At 71.4% G+C, this 22641-nt stretch carries 24 protein-coding genes; 12 read left to right on the top strand and 12 right to left on the bottom strand.

From position 1 onward, the window contains the following. Positions 1–63: 63 nt before the first annotated feature. Positions 64–603 carry a TetR/AcrR family transcriptional regulator gene (locus FHU28_RS07075; protein ID WP_184682052.1) on the top strand — a complete coding sequence of 180 codons (540 nt, stop codon included), beginning with the start codon at positions 64–66 and terminating at the stop codon, positions 601–603. A gap of 32 nt (positions 604–635) precedes the next feature. Here the strand turns inward: FHU28_RS07075 and FHU28_RS07080 are convergent, their stop codons facing one another. Then, positions 636–2075, bottom strand: coding sequence for a GuaB1 family IMP dehydrogenase-related protein (locus FHU28_RS07080; protein WP_184682055.1), 1440 nt, complete (start codon positions 2073–2075; stop codon positions 636–638). A 126-nt stretch (positions 2076–2201) separates the two neighbouring features. After that, the gene (locus FHU28_RS07085; RefSeq protein ID WP_184682058.1) at positions 2202–3953 is read right to left on the bottom strand and encodes an acetyl/propionyl/methylcrotonyl-CoA carboxylase subunit alpha; all 1752 of its coding nucleotides are present in this window, start codon (positions 3951–3953) and stop codon (positions 2202–2204) included. A gap of 132 nt (positions 3954–4085) precedes the next feature. Between FHU28_RS07085 and FHU28_RS07090 the strand changes: the two genes are divergently transcribed. The 3 genes from FHU28_RS07090 to FHU28_RS07100 all read left to right on the top strand — a co-directional run bounded on the left by FHU28_RS07090 (position 4086) and on the right by FHU28_RS07100 (position 6536). Further along, positions 4086–4676 (top strand): PadR family transcriptional regulator, encoded by a 591-nt coding sequence (locus FHU28_RS07090; protein WP_030501242.1) that lies wholly within the window; start codon positions 4086–4088, stop codon positions 4674–4676. A gap of 127 nt (positions 4677–4803) precedes the next feature. Further along, complete coding sequence (locus FHU28_RS07095) at positions 4804–5763, top strand: ATP-binding cassette domain-containing protein (RefSeq protein ID WP_184682060.1); 960 nt, start codon at positions 4804–4806, stop codon at positions 5761–5763. 17 nt (positions 5764–5780) lie between these two features. Further along, positions 5781–6536, top strand: a complete 756-nt coding sequence (locus FHU28_RS07100) for an ABC transporter permease (protein WP_184682062.1) — start codon at positions 5781–5783, stop codon at positions 6534–6536. Positions 6537–6675: 139 nt separating this feature from the next. Here FHU28_RS07100 and FHU28_RS07105 read toward each other — a convergent pair whose 3' ends face one another. The 6 genes from FHU28_RS07105 to FHU28_RS07130 form a co-directional block, all read right to left on the bottom strand. Beyond that, the gene (locus FHU28_RS07105; protein WP_184682065.1) at positions 6676–7329 is read right to left on the bottom strand and encodes an O-methyltransferase; all 654 of its coding nucleotides are present in this window, start codon (positions 7327–7329) and stop codon (positions 6676–6678) included. Positions 7330–7338: 9 nt separating this feature from the next. After that, the gene (locus tag FHU28_RS07110) at positions 7339–7995 is read right to left on the bottom strand and encodes a Maf family protein (protein ID WP_184682067.1); all 657 of its coding nucleotides are present in this window, start codon (positions 7993–7995) and stop codon (positions 7339–7341) included. A gap of 10 nt (positions 7996–8005) precedes the next feature. Further along, positions 8006–9127: a S8 family serine peptidase gene (locus FHU28_RS07115; RefSeq protein ID WP_376700860.1), complete on the bottom strand. Its 1122-nt coding sequence runs from the start codon at positions 9125–9127 to the stop codon at positions 8006–8008. A 2-nt stretch (positions 9128–9129) separates the two neighbouring features. Beyond that, complete coding sequence (locus FHU28_RS07120; RefSeq protein WP_184682068.1) at positions 9130–10476, bottom strand: hypothetical protein; 1347 nt, start codon at positions 10474–10476, stop codon at positions 9130–9132. Beyond that, positions 10473–10925 (bottom strand): hypothetical protein, encoded by a 453-nt coding sequence (locus FHU28_RS07125; protein WP_073825088.1) that lies wholly within the window; start codon positions 10923–10925, stop codon positions 10473–10475. Before FHU28_RS07125 ends, FHU28_RS07120 begins: the two co-directional genes overlap by 4 nt. 100 nt (positions 10926–11025) lie before the next feature. Then, the gene (locus tag FHU28_RS07130) at positions 11026–11238 is read right to left on the bottom strand and encodes an acyl-CoA carboxylase subunit epsilon (protein WP_073825084.1); all 213 of its coding nucleotides are present in this window, start codon (positions 11236–11238) and stop codon (positions 11026–11028) included. Between the two features lie 91 nt (positions 11239–11329). Here FHU28_RS07130 and FHU28_RS07135 point away from each other — a divergent pair, with 91 nt between their 5' ends. Continuing rightward, positions 11330–13315, top strand: a complete 1986-nt coding sequence (locus tag FHU28_RS07135; protein WP_184682069.1) for a serine/threonine-protein kinase — start codon at positions 11330–11332, stop codon at positions 13313–13315. Positions 13316–13402: 87 nt separating this feature from the next. Next, a complete protein-coding gene (locus FHU28_RS07140; RefSeq protein ID WP_184682070.1) occupies positions 13403–13615 on the top strand; it encodes a hypothetical protein in 213 nt (70 codons plus the stop codon). A gap of 66 nt (positions 13616–13681) precedes the next feature. Here FHU28_RS07140 and FHU28_RS07145 read toward each other — a convergent pair whose 3' ends face one another. Beyond that, positions 13682–14434: a GH25 family lysozyme gene (locus FHU28_RS07145; protein ID WP_073825074.1), complete on the bottom strand. Its 753-nt coding sequence runs from the start codon at positions 14432–14434 to the stop codon at positions 13682–13684. Between the two features lie 307 nt (positions 14435–14741). On the opposite strand from FHU28_RS07145, the gene FHU28_RS07150 reads away from it, so the two are divergent. The 4 genes from FHU28_RS07150 to FHU28_RS07165 all read left to right on the top strand — a co-directional run bounded on the left by FHU28_RS07150 (position 14742) and on the right by FHU28_RS07165 (position 17965). Next, positions 14742–15485, top strand: a complete 744-nt coding sequence (locus FHU28_RS07150) for a M50 family metallopeptidase (protein ID WP_184682071.1) — start codon at positions 14742–14744, stop codon at positions 15483–15485. A 65-nt stretch (positions 15486–15550) separates the two neighbouring features. Continuing rightward, positions 15551–16534: a ketopantoate reductase family protein gene (locus FHU28_RS07155; RefSeq protein ID WP_184682072.1), complete on the top strand. Its 984-nt coding sequence runs from the start codon at positions 15551–15553 to the stop codon at positions 16532–16534. Between the two features lie 59 nt (positions 16535–16593). Next, positions 16594–17097, top strand: a complete 504-nt coding sequence (locus tag FHU28_RS07160; protein WP_030501256.1) for a SigE family RNA polymerase sigma factor — start codon at positions 16594–16596, stop codon at positions 17095–17097. Further along, positions 17090–17965, top strand: a complete 876-nt coding sequence (locus FHU28_RS07165; protein WP_184682073.1) for a hypothetical protein — start codon at positions 17090–17092, stop codon at positions 17963–17965. Before FHU28_RS07160 ends, FHU28_RS07165 begins: the two co-directional genes overlap by 8 nt. 43 nt (positions 17966–18008) lie before the next feature. Here FHU28_RS07165 and FHU28_RS07170 read toward each other — a convergent pair whose 3' ends face one another. Next, on the bottom strand, positions 18009–19592 hold the full coding sequence (locus FHU28_RS07170) for an acyl-CoA carboxylase subunit beta (protein ID WP_184682074.1): 1584 nt from the start codon (positions 19590–19592) through the stop codon (positions 18009–18011). Positions 19593–19664: 72 nt separating this feature from the next. On the opposite strand from FHU28_RS07170, the gene FHU28_RS07175 reads away from it, so the two are divergent. Then, complete coding sequence (locus tag FHU28_RS07175) at positions 19665–20537, top strand: biotin--[acetyl-CoA-carboxylase] ligase (RefSeq protein ID WP_184682075.1); 873 nt, start codon at positions 19665–19667, stop codon at positions 20535–20537. A 142-nt stretch (positions 20538–20679) separates the two neighbouring features. After that, the gene (locus FHU28_RS07180; protein WP_184682077.1) at positions 20680–21249 is read left to right on the top strand and encodes a PH domain-containing protein; all 570 of its coding nucleotides are present in this window, start codon (positions 20680–20682) and stop codon (positions 21247–21249) included. A gap of 57 nt (positions 21250–21306) precedes the next feature. Here the strand turns inward: FHU28_RS07180 and FHU28_RS07185 are convergent, their stop codons facing one another. Beyond that, complete coding sequence (locus FHU28_RS07185; protein ID WP_184682078.1) at positions 21307–21999, bottom strand: GtrA family protein; 693 nt, start codon at positions 21997–21999, stop codon at positions 21307–21309. 62 nt (positions 22000–22061) lie between these two features. Then, positions 22062–22598, bottom strand: a complete 537-nt coding sequence (locus tag FHU28_RS07190) for a GtrA family protein (RefSeq protein WP_184689322.1) — start codon at positions 22596–22598, stop codon at positions 22062–22064. Positions 22599–22641: the final 43 nt, after the last annotated feature.

The following is a 22641-nucleotide window of genomic DNA, read 5'->3' on the forward strand; positions in this document are numbered from 1 at the left end:
CTTGTCAGCGACAAGATTGCCCGCGCGAGTCGCATCTTGTCAATGACAAGTTAGGGTGGCGGCATGGCCTCGTACCACCACGGCGACCTCCGCCGCGTCCTGCTGAGCACCGCGGCGGAGGCGATCGCCGAGACCGGGCCGGCCGCGCTGAGCCTGCGTGAGCTGGCCCGCCGCGCCGGGGTCTCGCACGCCGCGCCCGCACACCACTTCGGTGACAAGGCCGGGCTGCTCACCGCGCTCGCCACCGAGGGCTTCGACCTGCTCGCCGACGCGCTCCGGCAGGCCGGCGACGACCTGCTCGACACCGGCGTGGCCTACGTCGGGTTCGCGGTACGACACCGGGCGCACTTCGACGTCATGTTCCGGCCCGAGCTGTACCGGGCCGACGACCCGGAGCTGATCGCCGCCCGGGCGCGGTCGGGCGAACTACTGCGCGACGGGGTGGCCCGGCGCACCGGGCGGGAGCCGGACTCCGACGCGCTGGCCGCCTGGTCGATCGTGCACGGCTTCGCCACGCTCTGGCTCGCCGGCGCGCTGCCGCCCCGGGTGGGCGACGACCCGGAGGCCGCCGCCCGCGAGGTGATCAGGCGACTCTTCGCCTGAGCCGGGCCGCGCAACGCCGGGCCGGGCCGGGCTCACCAGCTCGTCGGCAGCGGCATCCCCTCGGTGTAGCCGGCGGCGCTCTGCACGCCGACGAGCGCCCGCTCGTGGAACTCCTCCAGGCTGCGCGCGCCCGCGTACGTGAACGCGCTGCGTACCCCGGAGATGATCTCGTCGATCAGGTCCTCGACGCCGGGCCGGCTCGGGTCCAGGTACATCCGGGCCGAGGAGATGCCCTCCTCGAAGATCGCCTTCCGAGCCCTGTCGAACGCGCTGTCCTCGGCCGTACGGGCGCTCACCGCACGCGAGGACGCCATGCCGAAGCTCTCCTTGTAGCGCCGCCCGTCGGCGTCGGTGTACAGGTCGCCGGGGGACTCGTAGGTGCCGGCGAACCAGGAGCCGATCATCACGTTCGACGCGCCCGCGGCGAGCGCCAGCGCCACGTCCCGCGGGTGGCGTACGCCGCCGTCGGCCCACACGTGCCGGCCCAGCGAGCGGGCCGCCGCCGCGCAGTCGAGCACCGCGGAGAACTGTGGACGGCCCACGCCGGTCATCATCCGGGTGGTGCACATCGCGCCCGGGCCGACGCCCACCTTGACGATGTCCGCGCCCGCGTCGACCAGGTCACGTACACCGTCCGCGGTGACCACGTTCCCGGCCGCCACCGGCACCGGCGGATCCAGCCGGCGGACCGCCCGCAGCGCATGGAGCATCCGCTCCTGATGCCCGTGCGCGGTGTCCACGACGAGCGTGTCCACCCCGGCCTCCAGCAGCGCGGCGGCCTTGCCGGTGACGTCGCCGTTGATGCCCACGGCGGCGGCGACGCGCAGCCGCCCCCGGTCGTCGGTGGCCGGCTTGTACAGCGTGGCGCGCAACGCGCCCTGCCGGGTCAGCACCCCGACCAGGCGGCCTTGCGCGTCCACCACCGGCGCGATCCGCCGCCGGCCCGCCGACAGCCTGTCGAATCCGGTACGCGGGTCCGCGTCCGCCGGGACGGTGTGCAGCTCGGTCGACATCACGTGCCGGAGTTGGGCGAAGCGGTCCACCCCGACGGTGTCCGCCTCAGTGACCACGCCCATCGGCCGACTGTCCGCGTCGACCACCACCACCGCGCCGTGCGACCGTTTCGGCAGCAGGTGGATGGCGTCGCCGACGGTCTCGGTCGGGCCCAGCGTGATCGCTGTGTCGTGCACCAGGTGGCGCTGCTTGACCCAGCCGACCACGTCGGCGACGACCTCGATCGGGATGTCCTGCGGGATCACCGCCACCGCGCCGCGCCGGGCCACCGTCTCGGCCATCCGCCGGCCCGCGACGGCTGTCATGTTCGCCACCACCAGCGGGACGGTGGTGCCGGTCCCGTCGGTGGTGGCCAGGTCGACGTCGAGCCGGGAGCCCACCTCGGACCGGTTGGGCGCCATGAAGACGTCGTTGTAGGTCAGGTCGTGCGCGGGGACCGCGCCGTGAAGGAACCGCACCCGGCCATCATTCCCGCCCCGGGGCCGTGTCCGCCCCCGGTGGTGGCTCAGACCACCCGGCCCGGCGCTGTTAAGAAGGGGCCCTTTCGCTACCGCACGCGTTAAGAAGGGGCCCTTCCTTACACCTCAGGCGATGGTGCAGATCGCGGCGCCGGACGTGATCACCGCGCCGACCTCGGCGGCGAGCCCGCTCACCGTGCCGGCCTTGTGCGCGTGCAGCGGCTGCTCCATCTTCATCGCCTCCAGCACCACGACCAGGTCGCCCTCGGCCACCTCGTCGCCGTCGGCGACCGCGATCTTCACGATCGTGCCCTGCATCGGCGAGGCGAGCGTGTCGCCGCTGACCGCGGCGCCCGCCTTGCCTCCGCCGCCCCGGCGGGCCGGCTTCTTCGCGGCGGGCGCGGCTGCCGCCGTACCCGCGCCGAGCCCGGCGGGGAGGACGACCTCCAGCCGCTTGCCGCCCACCTCGACCACCACGGTCTCGCGCTCGGCCGGCTCGTCGACGGCGCCCGGGGTGGCGGTGAAGGCCGGGACGGTGTTGTCCCACTCCGTCTCGATCCACCGGGTGTGCACGGTGAACGGCTCGGCGGTGAACGCCTCGTCGCGGATCACCAGGCGGTGGAAGGGCAGCGCGGTGGCCATGCCCTCGACCACCATCTCGTCGAGCGCCCGGCGGGCCCGCTCCAGCGCCTCGGCGCGCGTCTCGCCGACGATGATCACCTTGGCCAGCAGCGAGTCGAAGTTGCCGCCGATCACGTCGCCGGCCGAGATTCCGGTGTCCACCCGGACGCCCGGCCCGGAGGGCAGGCGCAGCGCGGTGACGGTGCCCGGCGCGGGCAGGAAGTTGCGGCCCGGGTCCTCGCCGTTGATCCGGAACTCGATGGCGTGCCCGCGCGGCGTCGGGTCCTCGGTGAAGCGCAGCTTCTCGCCGTCGGCGATGCGGAACTGCTCGCGGACCAGGTCGATGCCGGCGGTCTCCTCGGTGACCGGGTGCTCGACCTGGAGCCGGGTGTTCACTTCCAGGAAGGAGATCGTGCCGTCCACGCCGACCAGGTATTCCACGGTGCCGGCGCCGTGGTAGCCGGCCTCGCGGCAGATGGCCTTGGCGCTGTCGTGGATCTGGGCGCGCTGGGCGTCGGTGAGGAACGGCGCGGGCGCCTCCTCGACCAGCTTCTGGTGCCGGCGCTGCAACGAGCAGTCCCGGGTGCCCACCACGATCACGTTGCCGTGCTGGTCGGCCAGCACCTGCGCCTCGACGTGGCGCGGCTTGTCGAGGTAGCGCTCGACGAAGCACTCGCCCCGGCCGAACGCGGCGACCGCCTCGCGGGTGGCCGACTCGAACAGGTGCGGGACCTCCTCCATGGTGCGGGCGACCTTGAGGCCGCGCCCGCCACCGCCGAAGGCGGCCTTGATGGCGACCGGCAGGCCGTGGTCGACGGCGAACGCCATCACCTCGTCCGCGTTGCCCACCGGGTCCGGGGTGCCGGGCACCAGCGGCGCGCCGGCCCGCTGCGCGATGTGCCGGGCGGTCACCTTGTCGCCGAGGTCGCGGATCGCCTGCGGGGTGGGGCCGATCCAGGTGAGCCCGGCGTCGATGACGGCCTGGGCGAAGTCGGCGTTCTCGGAGAGGAAGCCGTAGCCGGGGTGCACCGCGTCCGCGCCGGACCGGGCCGCCACGTCGATCAGCTTGTCGATGCGCAGGTAGCTGTCCGCGGCGGTGTCGCCACCGAGGGCGTACGCCTCGTCGGCGAGCGTGGCGTGCAGGGCGTCCCGGTCGGAGTCCGCGTAGACGGCGACGCTCGCCAGGCCCGCGTCGCGACACGCGCGGATGACGCGGACGGCGATCTCGCCGCGGTTGGCGATGAGAACCTTGCGCACCTTGTGGCTCCTCCCGGGAGGTCGTTGCCGGGAGTTTAGCGGCCGACCTGCGGAGCCTAACGATCGCTCAGTGTGGGATGCGGCACTGTAGTCAAATTTGGCTATTACGCTTGTCCGGTGTCGGCAACGAGGATGATGATTCTGGGCCTGGTCCGGTGGATGCAGCCGGTGCACGGCTACGACGTACGCCGTGAGCTGCTGAGCTGGAGCGCGGACAAGTGGGCCAACGTCCAGCCGGGCTCGATCTACCACGCGCTGCGCAAACTCACCGACGAGGGCCTGCTGCGGACCGTCTCGGTCGAGCAGGTGGGCGCCCGTCCGGCCCGCACCACGTACGAGGTGACGGCGAAGGGGGAGGACGAGTTCGAGACGCTGCTGCGGGCGCAGTGGTGGCAGGTCCAGGAGCCGCCGGACCCGTTCGTGGCGGCCTTCTCCTTCCTGCCGGCGATGCCACGCGAGGAGGCCGCGGCGGCGCTGCGCAACCGGGCGAACCTGCTCCGGGCCGGGGTCGAGTCGATGCGTGCCTCGCTCGACTCGGACTGGGTGCGCAACCGCAAGCCGGTGCATGTCGGGTGGATGTTCGAGCTGTGGCTGGCGCGGGCCGAGGCGGAAACGGCGTGGTGCGAGCGGATCGCGGAGCGGATCGAGTCGGGAGTGTCGTACCTGCCCGATGGGATGGAGCGGGCAGAGGGCTGGTCGGGCTGGACCGACGGCTCGCGATGACACGACATAATCAACGTTGACCAAAGAAGCTATATCGCGTTAGCCTCGGCAGGAATCGCGGGGGATTCGTGCGTCCTCGCGGACGATCGGCGGCCGGTCAGGTCCGCCCGGACGACCAGGAGCAGAAATGATCGAGACCAGGGGGTTGCGGAAGTCGTACCGCTCCCGCGAGGGTCGCGAGACGAAGACCGTGGACGCGGTCCGCGGTGTCAACCTCGACGTCGCCGCGGGGGAGATCTTCGGCTTCCTCGGGCCCAACGGCGCCGGCAAGACCACCACGCTGCGGATGCTCGCCACCCTCATCGAGCCGGACGGCGGCCAGGCCACGGTGGCCGGCGCCGACCTGCGCAAGGACCCCGCCGAGGTGCGCCGCCGGATCGGGTACGTGGCCCAGGGCGGCAGCACCTGGGACGAGTCGACCGCCCGCGAGGAACTGGTGCTCCAGGCGCGCCTCTACGGCATCGGCAAGGCCGAGGCGAACCGGCGGGCCACCCGCGCGCTCGACGCCTTCCAGCTCGCCGAGTACGCCGACCGCAAGTGCAAGACCTACTCCGGCGGCCAGCGCCGGCGGGTCGAGATCGCGCTCGGCATCATCCACGAGCCGAAGATCGTCTTCCTGGACGAGCCGACCACCGGTCTCGACCCGCAGAGCCGCGCGCACATGTGGGACGAGATCCGCCGGCTGCGCACCGAGGGGATGACCGTCTTCATCACCACGCACTACCTGGACGAGGCGGACGCGCTCTGCGACCGCATCGCGATCATGGACCACGGCGAGGTGGTCGCCGAGGGCACGCCGGCCGAGCTGAAGCGGGAGATCTCCGGTGAGGTGGTGATCGTCGGCCTGGACGCCCCGAGCACCCCGCGCGCCGCCGAGCTGCTCGACACCGAGGCGTACGTGAGCAAGCTGGAGACCGTCGACGAGGGCGGCCTGCGTCTCTACGTCGACGAGGGCGCCACCGCCATCCCACAGGTGCTGCGCCGCCTCGACCACGCCGGGCTGGACCTGCGCTCGATCGAGCTGCACCGCCCCAGCCTCGACGACGTCTTCCTCACCAAGACCGGCCGCTCGCTGCGCGAGTCCTGACCCCCGGAGAAGCTGTCATGAAACTCGCCCGCGACACCTGGCTGATCTTCCAGCGCCAGACGCTGCTGCTCCTGCGCAACCCGGTGTGGATCTTCGTCGGCGTCTTCCAGCCGGTGATGTACCTGCTCCTGTTCGCCCCGCTGCTCAAGCCCGCGCTGAACGCCCCGACGCAGGCCGCCGCGTACAAGATCTTCGTGCCCGGCCTGCTGGTGCTGCTCGCCATCTTCGGCGGCCTGTTCCAGGGCTTCGGCCTGATCGCCGAGCTGCGCGCCGGCGTGATCGAGCGTTCCCGGGTCACCCCGGTCAGCCGGCTCGCGCTGCTGCTCGGCCGGTCACTGCGCGACGTGGTCTCGCTCATCGTGCAGGCAGTCATCATCACGCTGCTGGCGCTCGCGTTCGACCTGCGCGTCTTCATCGGCAACCTGCTCCTGGCGTACCTGATGCTCGCCCTCATCGCGCTTATGACCTCGGCCGTCTCCTACGGCATCGCGCTCAAGGTCAAGAGCGAGGACGCGCTCGCCCCGCTGATGAACACCGTCGCGCAGCCGGTGCTGCTGCTCTCCGGCATCCTGCTGCCGCTCACCTTCGCGCCCGGCTGGCTCCAGGGCGTGGCCAAGTGGAACCCGTTCTCCTGGGCGGTCGAAGGCACCCGCGCCTTGTTCAACGGTGACCTCGGCAACGACCGGGTCTGGCAGGGCCTCGGCATCATCACGGTGCTCGCCGCCGCAGGGGTGTTCTGGGCCGCCCGCCAGTTCGCCCGCAGCGTCCGCTGACCAGGACCTCTCAGCAGGCAGGGCACCGGCGCGGTCCGCGCGGCTTGATCGACTCCACTTGATCGACTCCACTTCGGCGAGGTGGCGGCATCCGGCGCTCAGGGATACCGCCACCTCGGCGAGGTTGTCTTCGGCCGGCTCAGAGCACCCGGGCGAGCGTGACGCCGTCGGCGATCGGCAGCATTACCGCCTCGACGCGGACATCCGCGATCACCGCGTCGTTGAACGCGGCTATGGCCCGGTCGTCGGCGTTGCGCGGGGCCAGCACCCGGCCGTCGCGCAGCGTGTTGTCGACAGCGATCACCGCGCCGGGACGCATACGGGGCACCAGTTCGTCCCAGTAGATCGGGTACCCGACCTTGTCGGCGTCGATGAACGCGAAGTCCAGGTAACGCTCGCGGCGCAGCTCGCGCAGCGTCTCCGCGGCCGGGCCGATGCGCAGCTCGATCCGGTCCTGCACACCGGCGCGCTCCCAGTAGCGCCGGGCCACGCCCGTGTACTCCTCGGAGATGTCGAAGCAGGTCAGCCGCCCACCCTCGGCCAGCCCGCGGGCGATCGCCAGCGAGGAGAGGCCGGTGAAGGTGCCCACCTCCACCGCCTGCCGTACGCCGAGCAGCCGGGTCAGGAACGTCAGGAACGCGGCCTGTTCCGGCGCGACCTGCATGACCGCCTCGGCGGGCAGGGCCGCCCGGGTCTCCTCGGCCAGCTCCCGGACGATCTCGTCCGGCGCGGACCCGTGGGCCACCAGATAGTCGTGCAGTTCCGGCGTGAGCGGCAGCGGCTTTGTGGTCATGTCCGGACGTTAGCCGAGATGCTGGATTTCCTGGCCCCCCGGCGCGACCTTCGTCCACAGGTCGACGATGCTCAGCTCCACCTCGCCGAGCAGCCGGCGCAGCAGCGGCAGTGACAATCCCACCACCGTGCCCGGGTCACCCTCGATCCCGGTCAGGAACGCGCCGCCCAGCCCGTCGATGGTGAACGCGCCGGCCACCGCCAGCGGCTCGCCCGTCGCCACATACGCCGCGATCTCCTCGTCGCTGATGTCGGCGAAATGCACAGTGGTCGACGCGACCGCCTCCGCCTGCGACTCGTGCGTCACGTCGATCAGACTGTGCCCGGTGTGCAGGACGCCGCTGCGCCCGCGCATCCGCTGCCAGCGCCGGGTGGCGTCCGCCGCGTCGTCCGGCTTGCCCAGGATCTCGCCGTCGAAGGCCAGCACCGAGTCACAGCCGAGCACGAGAGTGCGCTCGTCCGGCGACGGCCGCAGCCGGTCGCGTACGGCCTGCGCCTTCAGCCGGGCCAGTTCCAGGCACAGATCCTCGGCGCGCTCGCTGACGACCTGCGACTCGTCCACGCCGCTGACCAGCACGTCGGGCTCGATCCCGGCGGCCTGGAGCAACTTGCGGCGGGCGGGAGACTGCGAGGCGAGCACAAGGCGCACCGGTACGGAGGTCGACACCCCGCCGACGCTACCGGCTGACCCTCGGCGGCGGGTCGTCGGCACGTCGGCGCCGACGCCAGAACAGGTACCCGCCGCCCGCCGCCACCAGCACACCCAGGGTGGCGAGCCCGCGTACGGTCCCGCTGTCGTCGTCGCCCTTCCCCGGACCGGCCGCTGTCGAAGCCGGTGGCGTGACAACTGAGGACTCGAAGCCGAGTGGGGGGACGTCGGCGGTGAGCGCCGCTACCAGGTCGATGACGCCGTAGCCGTACTGGTCGTCGCGGCCTGGCGGTCCCTTGTCGACGGCGGTCGCGGTCAGCCGGTGGGCGACTTCCTGCGCGGGGAGGTTGGGGTACTTGGAGCGGATGAGAGCAGCCGCGCCGGCAACGATCGCGGTGGCATCTGACGTGCCAGTACCGACCCGGTAGCCCTCGTTGAGGCCGGTGCTGTAGATGTCGACGGCTGGCGCTACAACATCGATTTCTGGCCCGGCAACCGAGATTGCTGCATGGTTTCCTGTTCTGTCTGTTCCTCCAACGGCTATTACCGACTCCTCAACAGCGGGGTAGCCAACAAAGGCATCCTCTGGTCGGTTGCCAGCAGCGGCGACAATAGTGATATCTGCTGCTGTTGCGGTGCGGATTGCCTGAACTAACTTGGGGCTTGCGCCACCTACGCTGGAGATGCTAATCACCTTGGCACCGTGTGAGGTTGCGAAGTTAATTCCCTCTGCCAGTACATCCGGGTCGCCGCGACCGTCTGGCGGAGTGACTACGACTGGGAGGACCTTGGACTGCGGCGCAATTCCTTGAGTAGAGCCTCCGCGTCCTGTCGCCGCGATCAGGCCTGCCATTCCCGTTCCGTGTCCACTCGAATCGCTTCGGCCGCCGTTGTGCCCGCCCCTGATCAGGTCTGCGCCTTTGAGTAGGTTGCCTGCAAGGTCAGGATGAGGGGAGACGCCAGTATCTAGCACTGCAACGATGATGTTTTCGCCCTGATTGAGCGCGTGCGCCTCCGTTGCCTTCAAGTATTGAAGGTGCCATTGCTTTTCTGGAGGTGATTTTAGTTCGAGGTGGGCGGGACTTGCTGCTGCGACCGTCAATGCCGCTAGAGTTGCCAGTAGGGCAAGGCTGGCCCGGCTGCGATCCAGGTTCACCTGTTAAGGCCGATGGCGGGCCCAGGGTCTATCGGGTCTTCATCCTCGGGGGGCCGCATCACTGGTTCGACACCTTTTCGAGTTTCCCAGGGGTTATCGGGATCCCATGCCGCATTTTTCGTGTGATCGGTGCGTTCGCGGCTCGCCTTTGGTTGGTAACCCATCGGCCCACCCGTTGCGTTGCCGCTTGCCGGAACTGCGAGGGCGCCAGAGGCTCGAGCGCCGCCAGGTCGAGAACCCGCAGCCCCGGTCGGAGAGGTGCCTGCTCCGCCTCCACCGATAACGCCGCCAACTGGATTGATCTTGCGAGGCGCAGCCCGGTTCGCCTGCCCCTGTCCGGCGACAGGCGCGCCTCCGATAAGCCCAGGTGGGATGGCGCGTGGAACAGCGGCTGAGCCGTTGCGCTGGCTCTCCGGCTTTAGCGGACTGGCAAACGGCCTTCCACCTCCTGGAGGGCTAGAGCTCGTCGGCAAGTTGGGCGGAAGCGCTGGCGGCGTGCCGAGATTGGCGGGGGCAGGATGTGCGCTGTTGGCCGGGGCAGCGGGTTGCGGAAGCGTTCCTGCCGCGCCGGGCGAGACGCCTCCGAGGACTGGCCCGATCACAGGCCCACGATGCTGCACTGCTGGTGGGAGCCGTTTTTCTGAGGGCCGGGCTGCAGTGGCGGCCCTTGTGGTTGGGCCAGTTGCCACGGGAACGATGGGGGGAATGATAGGAACGGCGCCGCCAGTTCCTCCGATTTCCTCTGCAGAGACATCGCGGGGAGGCCGAACCGGAGGTGGCGGCTGGCGAAGCATGACCTGGGCGTGCTGGAGTTCGCCGCTCAACCCCGTCATCAACCCGCGCGCCCGTACGTTCAACTGCTCCAGGTCGTCGTCCGTAACCGGGGGCCGCTCCGGCAACCGGCTACCAGCCACCGCCTTCGGGTCGGCGATCGTCGCCTCGTACGCCCGCTTCTGCCGCAGCTTCTTCTCGTACTCCTCGTGCAGCGGTTGCAACTCGGCCCGCGCGCTGCCGATGGCGCGGGTGGCGGCCGCGAGCGCGTCGTAGTTCGCGGCGGCGGCGTCGTGGGTGCGCTGCACGCGATCGATGAGCTGGTCGAGTTCGGCGATGTACGCCCGCGCGGCGGCGTTGGTCTCGGGCGGCCATGCCTCGGCGAGGCCGCGCCGGTATTCCCGCAGCCGGCTCAGGTGGGTCAGCGCGAGGTCGCAGACCTTGCGCCACCCGGCGACCTGTTTCCACTGGCCGGTGGTGTCCTGGTCCTGCACGCACGCCCACATGCTGAGGACGTCCATCAGCCGCCAGTCGGTCAGCCCGGAGGTGCGTCCGCTGCCCCGTTCGATCACGGCAGGATCACCCGGCTCTGTTCGGGGGCGGTGGGGTCGGCGAGTGGCGGCAGCGGGCGGGCGACGGTGCTCGACGGCCCGGCGAGCGCCCGTTCGACGTCGGTGACCCGGGCGGAGGAGAACGCGTCGGCGTCGCCGTAGTGGGTGGCGATCCGGCCGGCGGCGTCGGCGAGCCGGCCGGTGGCGGGCGCCAGGTCCCACACGGCGCTGACCGCTGCGGTCTGCGTGTCGTGGTGGGCCTGGAGGAAATGGACCAGCTCGATGAAGGCGTCGGCCGGGTTGGGTACCGGGGCCTTCATGTCGTCGGCGATGTAGGACAGATGCGGCGAGTAGTTGCGCGTCACCTCGTCCTGGAGTCGATCGGCGAACTCCCGCATCTGCCGGATGTCGGCCTCGATGCCGCCGTAGCCGCGCAGCCAGCCGGCTGGCTGGTTGTCCTCCGGGATCATCGGAGCCTCCTGCCCGTCACCACACGGTTTCCCTGAGTGAGGTTAGTGGCTCAACGTGGATCCCGGCAGCCCCGCCCGGCGCCGCAGGTTGAAGCAGACGTCAGCGGGGCAGGCCGGAGGCCCGCCACGCGCCGACGCCGGCTACCGGGCGGGCGAGGGCGGGACGTGCGCTGCGCGCCCACTGCGACACGGGGGCCGGCGCGGCGGCCTGGGTCGGGCGGGTGCGCACCATGATCGCGCCGACCAGAGCGGCCAGCTCCTCGGCGGTGGGCACGCCACGGACGATCCGGAACAGCGGCTCCTCGGCAGACATGACCCAAGAGTACGCGTCGCGAATTCGACCTTCGCCGTACAGTGGCGTGCCGACGGTGTGAGCGTCCGGGCGTCCGGGTACGGTTTCTGCGATGTCGAACGCGCTCCCCCAACTCGTCGCCGACCGGTACCGGCTTCTCACGCCGCTCGGTCAAGGCGGCATGGGCCGCGTCTGGAAGGCGCGGGACGAGGTGCTGCACCGGGACGTGGCCATCAAGGAACTGGTCCCGCCGCCCGGTCTCACCCCGGAGGAGCGCCGCGAGATGCGCGAGCGCTCGCTGCGTGAGGCGCGGGCGATCGCCCGCCTCAACAACGTCAACGTGGTCCGCATCTTCGACGTGCTGCGCACCGACGGCGATCCGTGGATCGTCATGGAGTACGTCGCGTCGAAGTCGTTGCAGGACACCATCGCCGAGGACGGTCCGGTCTCGGCGGCCAAGGCGGTCGAGATCGGCCTCGGCGTGTTGAACGCGCTGAAGGCCGCGCACAAGGCCGGCATCATGCACCGCGACGTCAAGCCGGGCAACGTGCTGCTCGGCGAGGACGGCCGCGTGGTGCTCACCGACTTCGGCCTGGCCACGATCCCCGGCGACCCGAACGTGACGCGCACCGGCATGGTGCTCGGCTCGCCCGCGTACATCTCGCCGGAGCGCGCCCGCGACGGCACGGCCGGGCCGGAGGCCGACCTCTGGTCGCTCGGCGCCACGCTCTACGCGGCGGTCGAGGGCAAGTCGCCGTACGCGCGCCCGTCGGCCATCGCCACGCTTGCCGCTCTCGCCACCGAGCCGATGCCGCCGTCGCGCAACGCCGGGCCGCTCAAGCCGGTGCTCCAGGGCCTGCTGCGCAAGGACCCGGACGAGCGGATCACCGCCGAGGTAGCGGAGCGCATGCTGCGCAAGGCCGCCGGTCGCCGGGCCAAGGGCATCTCGCTGCTGGACGGCGTACGCCGGCCGGGGCCGAACGGCCCGCGTGTGCCGCGCCCGCCGCTGGTGCCGGCGCCGCGCCCGGCCGAGCAGGCCGAACGCGCGGCGACCTCGGTCTCCGGGGCCGCCACCGGGGGTACGGCCGCGACCGTCGACCCGACGGCAAAGGTGCCGGCGCCCACTACGGACGCCGGCCCCACCGCGAAGGTGACGCCACCGGTCGCCGATCCGACCACCGAGCTCGACCCTGCCTCGTCGACCGACGAGACCCGGGTGGAGGACGAGGCCCGGGTCGACGGTGTCGACCCGGCGCTGGACGAGACGCGGCTCGACGGCGAGCCGGTCACCGACACCCCGGCGCCGGTCAGCCCGGCCGTGACCGGCTCCGCACCGGTCAGCCCGGCTCCGGCGCAGGAGGCGCCGTCGGCCGGCCGGGCCACGGTGCTGCCGGTCGAGAAGTCCGCGCCCAACCGGCGCAACCTGCTGATCGGCGCGCTGGTCCTGCTGCTGCTGGTCGGCCTGGTGGTGGCCGTGCCGCTGCTGAACAACGGTGACGAGGGCGACGGCGGTGAGCCGACGGCCGGCACCTCGGCGTCTGCTGCGCCGCCGGCCGCGCCGAGCGAGAGTTCGTCGCCGAGTGCTCCGGCGGCAAGCGCGTCGGCCAGCCCCACGCCGTCGGCCAGCCCGTCGGTGTCCGGGGCCGCGTTGCCGGCCGGCTGGCGTCTCTACACCGGCCCGAACGGCTTCAAGGTGCCGATCCCGGAGAACTTCCAGGCCCGGGTCGGCAGTGACAACGTCGTGCTCTACGAGGTCGGCGGAAGCCGGCGGGTGCTGTTCGTCCAGTGGACGCCGAACCCGAAGCGTGACGCGTACGCCGACTGGAAGGGCCAGGAGCCGTACCGCGCATCGCGTGTGCGGGGCTACAAGCTGGTCGGTATCACCAAGTGCGATCCCTACTTCCGCACCTGCGCCGACTGGGACTGGCTGGAGACGCGCAACGGCGACACCCGCTTCCACGTCCGCAACCGTGGTGTGGCGACCGCCAGCAACCGGGGCTTCGCGCTGCGCTGGGAGGTGCCCGCGAAGGACTGGGACGCCAACCTGGCGAACTGGGAGATCATCACCAAGGGCTTCGTGCCGGACCGCAAGAACTGACCGGGGAATCCCGCCGGTCACGAACTCGCTCGCATGGCTTTGCGTCGTCGAGGGTATGAATCCCTGCGACGACGGAAGAGGTGCGACATGGGTTACCGACGCAGGGACACCGGCCCGCGGCTGGCACTGTGGATGCTCGTTGCGCTCGGCGACGTCGTGCTGCTCCTGATCGCCGCCGGCCTGTCCGCGCCGGTCGCGATCCTCGGTGTGCTGACCCTCACGATCGCGGGTGTGGCGGCGTGGCGCTGGATGCGCCGGACGCCGGTGCCCGTGCCGGCCTCCGCGCGCCGCAGAGCCTGAGCCACGTACGACGCGACAGTGGGACCGCCCCGCAAGGAGGCGGTCCCACTGTCGTAAGCCGGTGGATCAGGTGTTGTTGGCCAGGGCGATCAGCCGGCTGCGGTCACCGTTCCAGTAGTTGCGGTCCACGTTGCCGCTGATCCCGGAGACGGAGCCGGTGCTCGTGTACTGCCAGAAGCTGTAGAACGGAGCGCCGGCCGGCAGGGTGCCGGGCGAGCTGGCCCAGCGGGCGATCCACAGCGGGTGGTTGCCCCACGGGCCGCTCCAGCTGCCGGTGCACTGGTTCCACCAGCTCGTCGTGGTGTAGATGACCGCGTACCGGCCGGTGCGGGAGCGGTAGGTGTTGAGGAAGTCCTGGACCCAGTTGCGCATGCCGGTGGTGCTCAGGCCGTAGCAGTAGCCGCCGCTGTACGGGTTGCCCTCCAGGTCCAGCGCGGCGGGCAGCGTACGGCTGTCGGCCGACCAGGCGCCGCCGTTGCTGGCCAGGTAGTTGGCCTGGGTGGAGCCGGCGGAGATGTTCGGCCGGGCGAAGTGGTACGCCCCGCGGATCACCCCGGCGTTGTACGCGTTGACGTAGTTCGCGTTGAAGTTCGGGTCCTTGTAGCTCGTGCCCTCGGTGGCCTTGATGAAGGCGAACTGGATGCCCGCGTTGCGGACGCTGGTCCAGTTGATGCTGCCCTGGTAGCGGGAGACGTCGATTCCGGGCGTGGTCGCGGCGGCGGCCGGTCCGGCGGTCGCCACGAGGGCCACGGCCGCGGTGGCGGCGGCGGCCAGGCCGGCAGCGAGGAGCCGGCGTACGGAGAGTCTGGTACGGGCCATGGTTGCCTCCAGAGGGACGTCCGTCTATTGACGCCCATCTTTGGAGCTAAGTGCCCTAGATCGCAATAGGGAGCAAGGAAATTTTCATCGACGGCTATCGTCAGTCCAGGTGGCGTGTCGATTGCGGATCAGCGGAGCGTGCTCGGGTCCATGGCCCAGCGGAACGGCTCGGTGACACTCAGCGTCTCGCCCAACGCGAGGTAGTCGGCCTCGGTCCACGGCTCGACCTGTGACCTCCGCGGCTCCAAAGGAGTTGGGCTCGCCGACCGGTCGAGCGACGCGGCTCGGGCCGGTAGGCTCCCCGCCCATGCCCCTGATCGACGGCCTCACCACGCTCTGGGACACGCTGATGAGCGCCCAGCCGGACCCGCCGCCGCTGCTGGTGGTGCTCACCGCCGTGGTCGCGCTCGCCGTGGTCGCCACCCGCATGCCGTGGCGGATCGCCCGTAACGCGGTCACCATCGCGCACGAGGGCGGCCACGCGCTCGTCGCGCTGCTCACCGGCCGCCGGCTGCACGGCATCCGGCTGCACTCGGACACCTCCGGGCTGACGCTCTCCGCCGGCCGCCCCACCGGGCCGGGGATGATCCTCACGCTGCTCGCCGGGTACGTCGCGCCGTCGCTGCTCGGTCTCGGCGGCGCGTGGCTGCTGGCCGGGAACCGGATCACGCTGCTGCTGTGGCTGGCGGTGGCGCTGCTGCTGGCCATGCTGGTGATGATCCGCAACCTGTTCGGTGTGCTCTCGCTGCTGGTCACCGGTGGGGTGGTGCTCGCCGTCTCCTGGTACACCTCGCCCGAGGTGCAGGCCGCGTTCGCCTGGACGTCGGTCTGGTTCCTGCTGCTCGGCGGCGTACGGCCGGTGTTCGAGCTGCACCGGCAACGCGCCCGGGGCCGGATGCCGCAGTCCGACGCGGACCAGCTCGCCCGGCTCACGCCGTTCCCGGCGCTGTTCTGGGTGGGCGTGTTCCTGCTGGTCAGCGTCGGGGCTCTGGTAGTCGGCGCGCTGCTGCTCGCCGGTCCGATCCTCACCGATGCCGGCCTGATCGGCTGACGGCGGCCCGCGCGCCACGTCCCGTCCAGGGGCGGCCACCGCCAAGGCGGGGCAGAATCGGATCCGTGCGATACGTGATCATCGGAGCGGGCGCGGTCGGCGGCACCATCGGCGTACTCCTGGCCGACGCCGGCCACGACGTGACGCTCGTGGCGCGCGGCGCGCATCTGGAGGCGCTGCGGGAGCGAGGGCTCACGCTGCGGACGCCGGAGCGTGAGGTCACCAGCCGGCTGCCGGCGGTGGCCGGGCCGGACGGCCCGCCGCTGCCGGCCGACACCGTGCTGGTGCTCACCGTGAAGTCGCAGGACACCGTGGCGGCGCTGACGGCGTGGGCGGACGCCCCGGTCGAGGGCGGCGGAACGGCCGGCGAACGGCTGCCGGTCGTGCTCGCCCAGAACGGCGTGGCGAACGAGCCGGCCGCGCTGCGCCGCTTCGCCCGCGTTCATCCGGTCTGCGTCTGGCTGCCCGCCACCCACCTGGAGCCGGGCCTGGTGGTCGCCAACGGGCATCCGCACCCGGGCATGCTGCACATCGGCCGCTACCCGAGCGGCGCCGACGACACCAGCCGGGCGGTCGCCGCCGACCTGACCTCCGCGGGGTTCGTCGCGCCGGTCCGCGACGACGTGATGCGCTGGAAGTACGGCAAGCTGCTCGCGAACCTCGGCAACGGCCTCCAGGCGCTGCTCGGCAGGGACGTGCCCGAAGCCCTGTCGAAGCGGGTACGCGCCGAGGGGGAGGCGGCGCTCGCCGCCGCCGGCATCGCGCACACCACAGTCGAGGAGGAGGCCGCCGAACGCGGTGACCTGGTGTCGCACCGGCCGGTCGGCGGCGAGGAGCGTTCCGGCGGTTCCACCTGGCAGAGCCTGGCCCGGGGCGCGGGCTCGGTCGAGACCGACCACCTCAACGGCGAGATCGTGCTGCTCGGGCGCCTGCACGGCGTGCCGACCCCGGCCAACGCGGCGGTGCAGACCGCGGTACGCCGGGCGGTCCGTGACCGGATTCCGGCCGGCGACTTCCCGCTCGGCGAGCTGGAGAAATTGGTCGGCTGAGCGGGCAACCCGCGCCGCGCCGCCAGGCGTGTCCCCTCACGAACACGGGGAGGTGGCAGGTGCCCGACAGCGACGGATTCGACGAGTTCTACCGCGGTAGCCGACAGCGGCTGCTCGGCTTCGTCTACGTGCTCACCGGCGACCTGGCCGAGGCGCAGGACGCCGTGCAGGAGGCGTACATCCGGGCCTGGCAGCGGTGGTCCACAGTGCGCGGATACGACGACCCGGAGTCCTGGGTGCGGGTGGTGGCGAGCCGGATCGCGGTGAGCCGCTGGCGCAGCCTGCGCAGCCGGGCCCGCGCCTACCTGCGGCACGGCGCGGTGGCGGACGTGCCGGCGCCGAGCACCGAGACGCTGGAGGTGGTCGCCGCGCTGCGCCGGCTGCCCGAGGCTCAGCGCACCGCGATCGCGCTGCACTACCTGCTCGGCATGCCGGTCGCCGAGGTGGCCCGGGAGACCGAGGCCCCGGTCGGCACCGTCAAGGCCCGGCTGTCCCGGGGGCGGACCGCCCTCGCCGAGTTGCTCGCCGTGGTGGACCTGGAAGAGGAGGCGGCAGATGCCTGACGACGTCGCGCTCGTGGAGTTGCTGCACCGGGACCTGCGGCACGTCACCTGGCCGGATCCGGAGACGATCCGGGCCACCGCCCGGCGGCGCAGCCGGCGCTCCGCCGCGCTGGCCGCGGCCTCGGTGGTGGTCGTCGCGGCGCTGGCCGCGACGCTGGTGAACCGAGTCGGCGCGCCGCCGCCGTCACCGCCCGCCGGAGGCTTTGACGGGCAGGCGGAGATCGTGGCCGAGGCAATGCTGGAACCGGCCGACATTCCGGTTCGGACCGGCGAGCGGCTCAGCGAGACCGGCGTCGACGAGCCGGTCCGGGTCGACGACCTCCTCCAGGTCTGCGCCGGGAAGCAGGGGCTGTCGGCCGAGGAGCCGCGCTCGCGCTACTCGCGGTCGCAGACCGTGATGGAACCGCCGACCGAGCCCGCGACCACCGTCGGATCGGTCCTCACCCAGGACGTCCACCGGATGCAGGCCGGAGCGGCGGGACGGTTCGTCGACGACCTGGAGGGCGCTGTCGCGGCCTGCGGCGCGTGGCGGACGACGGGTCAGGTCTACACCGAGCGGGGGATGACCGGCGCCGAGGTCGTGCACCGCTGGTACGTCGCGGCGAGCGGCTTCGCCGGAGACCAGGCGCTGCTGCTGCGGCACGAGGTCACCGTGCCGCCGGACGAGACGACGGGCCGGCCGCCCGGATACCCGATGTCGGGCGACGACCGGCTGGTCGTCCGGGTGGGCGACCTGGTGACGGTGCTGATCCCGTCCGGCCGGCTGCGGACCGACGTGCCGGGCGCCGAGGTGACCGAGGAACAGGTACGGCAGTTGGCCCGCGTCGCCGCCGAACGGATGTGCGTCGCCGCTAACCCAGGTTGCTGACGCCGGTGCCCCCGCCGCGCAACGGCGGGGGCACCGGATCGACTTACAGCGGGATGTTGCCGTGCTTCTTCGGCGGCAGCGTCTCGCGCTTGGTCCGCAGCACCCGCAGCGCCCGCACGATCTGCACGCGCGTCTCGTGCGGCGGGATCACGCCGTCCACGTAGCCGCGCTCGGCGGCGATGTACGGGTTGGCGAGCGTGTCCTCGTACTCGGCGATCTTCTCGGCCCGGACGGCGGCCGGGTCCTCGGCGTTCGCCAGGTCCGAGCGGTAGAGGATGTTCACCGCGCCCTGCGCGCCCATCACCGCGATCTGCGCGGTCGGCCAGGCGAAGTTCAGGTCCGCGCCCAGGTGCTTCGAGCCCATCACGTCGTACGCGCCGCCGTAGGCCTTGCGGGTGATGACTGTGACCTTCGGGACGGTGGCCTCGGCGTACGCGTAGATGAGCTTCGCGCCGCGCCGGATGATGCCGTCCCACTCCTGGCCGGTGCCGGGCAGGAAGCCGGGCACGTCCACGAAGGTGAGCACCGGGACGTTGAACGCGTCGCAGGTGCGTACGAACCGGGCCGCCTTCTCCGACGCGGCGATGTCGAGCGTGCCGGCGAACTGCATCGGCTGGTTCGCCACCACGCCCACCGGGCGGCCCTCGACGCGACCGAAACCGACCACCATGTTCTGCGCGTACAGCGGCTGCACCTCGAGGAACTCGCCGTCGTCGAGCACATGCTCGATGACCCGGTGCATGTCGTACGGCTGGTTGGCCGAGTCCGGGATCAGCGTGTCCAGCTCCCGGTCGTCCTCGGTGACGTCGAGGATCGCGGGGGCGTCGAAGACCGGCGGCTCGTCCAGGTTGTTCGACGGCAGGTACGACAGCAGCGCCTTGACGTACTCGATCGCGTCCTCCTCGTCGGTGCCGAGGTAGTGCGCGTTGCCGCTGCGGGTGTTGTGGGTGCGGGCGCCGCCCAGCTCCTCCATGCCGACGTCCTCGCCGGTGACCGTCTTGATCACGTCGGGGCCGGTGATGAACATGTGCGAGGTCTGGTCGACCATGACTGTGAAGTCGGTGACCGCCGGGGAGTAGACCGCGCCACCCGCGCACGGGCCCATGATCAGCGAGATCTGCGGGATGACGCCACTGGCCCGTACGTTGCGGAAGAAGATCTCGCCGTAGAGCCCGAGGGACGTGACGCCCTCCTGGATCCGCGCGCCGCCGGAGTCGTTGATGCCGACGACCGGGCAGCCGATCTTCATGGCGAGGTCCATCAGCTTGACGATCTTCTCGCCGAAGACCTCGCCGAGGGAGCCGCCGAAGACGGTGAAGTCCTGCGAGAAGACGCAGACCTGCCGGCCGTCCACGGTGCCGTAGCCGGTCACCACGCCGTCCCCGTACGGGCGGGTCTTCTCCAGCCCGAAGTTGGTCGAGCGGTGTCGGGCGAACTCGTCCAGCTCGACGAACGATCCCTCGTCGAGCAGCATCTCGATCCGCTCGCGGGCGGTCTTCTTGCCCCGCGCGTGCTGCTTCTCGACCGCGCGTGCCGACCCGGCGTGCACCGCCTCGTCGAGCCGTCGCTCCAGGTCCGCCAGCTTGCCGGCGGTCGTGTGGATGTTGAACCCGGTCTCGGTAGTCACCCGTGGAATATAACGATGGTTCAGGTGTCTGAGGCTGTGCAGTACGCCTCATCCGGGCCGTAGGCTGGCGTGATGCCCGGCTCGCCGTACACGGATCTGGACCGACCGCCGCTCTCCGCGGCCCGGCTGCGGCGCGCGCTGGTCGCGCCGAACGGGCCCTGGCGCCGGTTGGAGCTGCTGGCCGAGACCGGCTCGACGAACGCGGACGCGGTGGCCGCGGCGCGGGCCGGCGAGCCGGAGGGCCTGGTGGTGGTGGCCGAGCGGCAGACCTCCGGCCGGGGCCGGCGAGGGCGCGTCTGGCAGTCACCGCCGCGCGCCGGTCTCGCCACGAGCGTGCTGCTGCGGCCCGGCGACGCGGACGCCGAGCGGGGTTGGGAACCGGTGCCGGTCACCGGGTACGGCTGGCTGCCGCTGCTCGCCGGTGTCGCGCTGGTCGAGGCGGTACGCCTGCTGGCGGAGCTGGACGCGCGGCTGAAGTGGCCCAACGACCTGCTGGTGGACGGCGCGAAGTGCGCCGGCGTGCTGGCCGAGGCGGTGCCGGGCGAGAACGACAGGCCGCCCGCGATCGTCGTGGGTGTGGGGCTGAACGTGACGCTGCGCGCCGACGAGCTGCCGGAGAACCCGACCGGGCTGCCCGCCACGTCGCTCCAGCTCGCCGGCGCCACCGCCACCGACCGGGATCCGCTGCTGCGGGCGCTGCTGCGCTCGCTCGCCGACTGGTACGAGCGTTGGCGTGACGCCGGAGGTGACGCGGAGGCCAGCGGGCTGCGCGAGGCGTACCTGGCCGGGTGCGCCACCATCGGCCGGCAGGTGCGGGTGCTGTTGCCCGACGGCAGCGAGGCGCACGGCACCGCCACCGGGGTGGACGCCGACGGGCAGCTCCTGGTCGAGACGGACGCCGGGACGCTGCGGCTCGCGGCGGGCGATGTGCTGCACCTGCGGTGAAAGGAAGGGCCCCTTATTAACGCCTCCGGTAGAGGAAGGGCCCCCTCTTAACAACCACGGGCAGCCGCCCGCGCGGCCGATGCCGGCGGGATGCCCCGACCGGTTACGGTCAGCGCGTCCTGTTCTGCGAGGAGGTTCCCCCGTGGCGTTCCCCGAAGACGTGCTCACCGAGGACGAGCACGTCGTGTTGCACCTGCACCCGCACTGGAAGGCCCTGATCCGGCCGGTCCTGGTGCTCGTGCTCGCCGTCGCGGCGGTCGTCGCCGGCTGGCTCCTGCTGCCCGACGGCAGCGGTGGCACCATCGCGCTCTACGCGATCGCCGTGGTCGCCCTGGCGCTGGTGCTGTGGCTGGGCCTGTGGCCGTTCCTGGTCTGGCGCACCACGCACTACCTGTTCACGAATGAGCGCCTGCTGCTCCAGCAGGGGGTGCTGTCGCGCAACCGGCGGGACCTGCCGCTGACCCGGATCAACGACCACGCCATGAACCAGCACTTCGTGGAGCGGCTGCTCGGCTGCGGCACGCTGACCATCGAGTCGGCGGGTGAGCGCGGCCAGTCGGTGCTGCACGACGTGCCGGGCGTGGACAAGGTGCAGACGAAGCTGTACGAGCTGGTCGAGGCGCACCACGACAAGCACAGCCTGGGCGACGGCGAGATGCGCGAGATCCTCGCCGACATGACCGAGGGCAGGTCCCTGCGCGACCAGCCCTGACCATGCCACCGACGGAGAAGGCCGGCACCCCTTCCGGGGATGCCGGCCTTCGGTCGTTCAGCGGCGCGCGCGGCGGGGCTGGAGTTCGGCGGCGAGTTCGGCGTCCAGGTCGGCGCCGAGCGTGCCGCCGAGCCCGGCGTCGGCGGGTGCCGGACGGCCCCGGGGTGGCGCGTAGTCGGGTCGCCCGGCGCCCGGGGGAGGTTCCTCCTCCTCCAGCTCGCTCACCGACTCGGCCAGCTCGGCCACCGGGTCCATCTCGGCGACGTTGTCCCACTCGTCACGCGGCACCGAGTGCCAGGTCTCCTCGGCGTGCTTGGGCACCGGCTGGAAGACGAACGTGCGGTAGGACCAGAAGCGGAACAGCGTGGCCAGCAGGACACCGATGGTCTTGGCGACGTTCAGCGCCAGCAGTCCGTGTACGCCGAGGCCGTACTTGGCCAGGGCCAAAACGCCGAGTTCGATGACGAGGCCGGCGCCGTTGAAAAGGAAGAACAGGACGTATTCCCGCCGGAGTGCCGATTTCGGCCGATCCCGGTACGTCCAGTGACGATTCATCAGATACGACGTGATCGTGGCGACAATCGTCGCGATCACTGTCGCTTTCAGCTGGCCGTCTCGAAAAACCGTGAGTGCCAGGGCATTGAACACCGCGTAATTGATGACGGTGTTGATGCCGCCGACGACGCCGAATTTGAGCGCCTCGTGGATGAACTTCTGCCAGCGCTCGGGCAGCAGACGGACTCCAGGCATGCGGAACACCTTAGGCAGTGGGCTGGGCCGGCTCGGCCCGGCGGGTCGGGATGGGCGGTTCGTCACGCCCCGGGCTCTCGGTCGTGGCTCGTTGCCGGAACTGGTGGTGTTCCCGCGTCGACGAAGACGAACCGTCGGTACGACCAGAACCGGAAGAGCGTCCCGAAGCCGGTGCCGACGATGAAGCTGGCGATGTTGTCGGCCAGCGGGGTCTGGAACACCGCGGGCCAGACCGCGCCCAGCCCGTAGTGGCTGACCGCGAGGCAGGCCACCGCGATACCGAGGCCGACCGCGTTGAAGAAGAAGAAGAGCGCATACTCCCGGGCCGGGTTGGAGCGCTGTCGGTGCCGCCAGGTCCAGAACCGGTTGCCGAGGAAGGCGACGGTCGCGGCGATCACCGTGGAGATGACCTTCGCGGCGAGCGGCGACATGTCCCGGCCACTGGACAGGAAGTTGAAGAGGACGAAGTCGACCACGAAGGCGAAGCCGCCGACGGTGGCGAACTTGCTCAACTCGTGGATCAGGTGACCGAAACGGTCGAGTAGTGCTCCGATCGGACCCCGACGGGTCTGCGGAGCCCCCGGTTGGTCCCCGGTCATCGTCGCGGCCACCCGCCGAGAGTACCGGTTGTCGGGTACGCGG

Origin of the sequence: Micromonospora echinospora (assembly GCF_014203425.1) — a bacterium.
Taxonomy (GTDB): domain Bacteria; phylum Actinomycetota; class Actinomycetes; order Mycobacteriales; family Micromonosporaceae; genus Micromonospora; species Micromonospora echinospora_A.